This window comes from Streptomyces sp. P17 (genome assembly GCF_032436805.1).
In the GTDB taxonomy this organism is placed as follows: domain Bacteria; phylum Actinomycetota; class Actinomycetes; order Streptomycetales; family Streptomycetaceae; genus Streptomyces.
In genome coordinates this window covers 1-239 of record NZ_JAVRBF010001429.1, presented here as the reverse complement: position 1 = coordinate 239, position 239 = coordinate 1, and the positions used below count along the sequence as shown (strand labels likewise).

Sequence of the window (239 nt, the reverse complement as noted above, 5' to 3'; positions counted from 1 at the left end):
CCAGTCCGACAAGATGATGCGGGCTGGCCGCCCTTGGCGCCGGGGAACAGGGTCTTGAAGGCGCGCACGAAGCCCTGGCGCAAGGCAGGATCGTAGGGGCGGACGGTGTCGTCGTTGCCGGCCCGCGCGCAGGTCTCGGCCGGATCCGCGTGGACAGCCGTGGCCGAAAGAGCCAGAGCCAGCAGCAACACGACCCCGCGCATGGCACCCTCCTGAAACCCGCTCCCCCCGGAGCGCGC

At 71.5% G+C, this 239-nt stretch carries 1 protein-coding gene; it reads right to left on the bottom strand.

All coding sequences use genetic code 11. The features are described 5' to 3' along the window. On the bottom strand, nucleotides 1–203 hold a 203-nt coding region (locus RMT89_RS45235), incomplete at its 3' end, for a hypothetical protein (RefSeq protein ID WP_315889567.1). Nucleotides 204–239: the final 36 nt, after the last annotated feature.